This window comes from Microbacterium sp. HMWF026 (genome assembly GCF_003061325.1).
Classification (GTDB): Bacteria; Actinomycetota; Actinomycetes; order Actinomycetales; family Microbacteriaceae; genus Microbacterium; species Microbacterium testaceum_E.
This window is the reverse complement of record NZ_QAJB01000434.1, coordinates 1-1,788: the sequence shown is the minus strand read 5'-3', so window position 1 is coordinate 1,788 and position 1,788 is coordinate 1. Positions and strand designations below refer to the sequence as shown.

At 71.8% G+C, this 1,788-nt stretch carries 3 protein-coding genes; 1 reads left to right on the top strand and 2 read right to left on the bottom strand.

All coding sequences use genetic code 11. The features are described 5' to 3' along the window. Positions 1-520, top strand: a 520-nt coding sequence (locus DBR36_RS15785) for a class I SAM-dependent methyltransferase (RefSeq protein WP_258222915.1), incomplete at its 5' end; no start/stop codon positions are given. A gap of 51 nt (positions 521-571) precedes the next feature. On the opposite strand, the gene dapF is transcribed toward DBR36_RS15785, so the two are convergent. Both dapF and DBR36_RS15775 read right to left on the bottom strand, forming a co-directional pair. Continuing rightward, complete coding sequence (dapF, locus tag DBR36_RS15780) at positions 572-1,426, bottom strand: diaminopimelate epimerase (RefSeq protein WP_108320661.1); 855 nt, start codon at positions 1,424-1,426, stop codon at positions 572-574. 29 nt (positions 1,427-1,455) lie between these two features. After that, a partial coding sequence (locus DBR36_RS15775; RefSeq protein WP_146185400.1) for a GNAT family N-acetyltransferase occupies positions 1,456-1,788 on the bottom strand: 333 nt, incomplete at its 5' end.

Sequence of the window (1,788 nt, the reverse complement as noted above, 5' to 3'; positions counted from 1 at the left end):
CGTGGATGCCGGCACGTCGGTGCTGCTCGCCAATACGCCTCCCCCGCCCGCCGGTGGGAACTTCCTCGACCTGGGATGCGGGTGGGGTCCGATCTCGATCTCGCTCGCGCTCGCCTCACCGCACGCGACCGTGTGGGCGGTCGACGTCAACGAACGTGCTCTCGATCTCGTGAGGCGGAACGCCGAGTCCCTCGGCCTCAGCAACGTCAACGCCGTGCGGCCCGAGGATGTTCCCGACGACCTCGAGTTCCGCACCATCCGCTCCAACCCGCCCATCCGGGTCGGCAAGAACGAACTGCACGGCATGCTGCAGCACTGGATCCCCCGCCTGTCGGAGCGTTCCGACGGGTGGTTCGTCGTCCAGCGCAACCTCGGCTCCGATTCGCTGCAGCGGTGGCTCGCCGCGACCTTCGCCGACGGCTACGGCGTGCAGCGGGCCGCGACCGGTCGCGGTTTCCGCGTGCTGCGGGTGCGCAAGCACGGATCACCGCCGAGCGAGCTCATCGACGTCGTCCGCTGAACGGGCTCGCGCGCAGGATGCCCTGGCCGGTCACCCCGTCTGCGCGGGTTCTCAGGCGAGGGCGACCTCGCCCGTGAACACCAGGGATGCCGGTCCCGACAGGTAAACGCGCCCCTCGGACACGCGCACGCCCAGGGTTCCGCCCGGGGTGTCGACGATCCACGTGTCGGGCGCCGCGGCCCCGGCCCAGTGTCGGACGGCGAGGGCGGCCGCCGCGACCCCCGTGCCGCAGCTGAGGGTCTCGCCGACCCCGCGCTCGAACACGCGCAGTCGGATCGCTCCCACGCCGTCGCGCACGAGCGGATCGGCCGGGACGACGAACTCCACGTTGGCCCCGTGCCGGGGCGCCGGGTCGAGGACGGGCTGGTACGTGAGGTCGAGTCCCTCGAGCTCCGCCTCGGAGGACAGGGCGACGACCACGTGCGGGTTGCCGACGTCGATGCCGACGCCGGGTCGCGCAACGCTCAGGCCCTTGGCGCGAACCAGGGTCTCGGCGGCATCCACGGTGAAAACGCCCAGGTCCACCTCGAAACCGCGGTCGCTGCGGGTGAGGGTCTTCACGCCCGCCCGGGTGCCGATGCGCAGTCCCGCCTCGATCGAGGCCAGACCGGTGTCGGTCAGGTAGCGGGCGAACACGCGCGTGCCGTTGCCGCACATCTCGGCCTTCGACCCGTCGGCGTTGCGGTAGTCCATGAACCACTCCGCGCCGGATGCCGCGGCCTCGGCACCCTCGTCGATCGCGGCCGAGCGCACCACCCGCAGCAGACCGTCCGCGCCGATGCCGAAGTGGCGGTCGCACAGCGCCGCGATCTGCGCGTCGGAGAGGTCGAGCTCGCCGTCGGGGTCGGACACGACCACGAAATCGTTGCCGGTGCCGTGACCCTTGGTGAACGCGAGAGAGGACATGGCCTCCAGTCTAGGGACCGCGCGCCGGCTCAGTCCGGCACCGCCGGCCCGTCGACGATCAGGCGCTTGCCCGTGGTCCACGTATCGAACGGCTCGTACCCGAGCGCGTCGTAGAACCCCCGTGCGGCGGCGTTGTCGGGGCGCACCATCAGCTGCACCTTCGGGCAGCCCCGTTCCCGGAGCAGCCGTTCCGCTTCGGCGACGAGGGCACGACCGATTCCCCGACCGCGATGCGACGAGGCGGCGGCGAGGTAGGACAACCACCCGCGATGACCGTCGTAGCCCGCCATCACGCTGCCGACGATGGTCTCTCGGGGGTCGGTTGCTGCGCGGTCGGGCGCTGTGTGGTCGGCGTCGGCGGG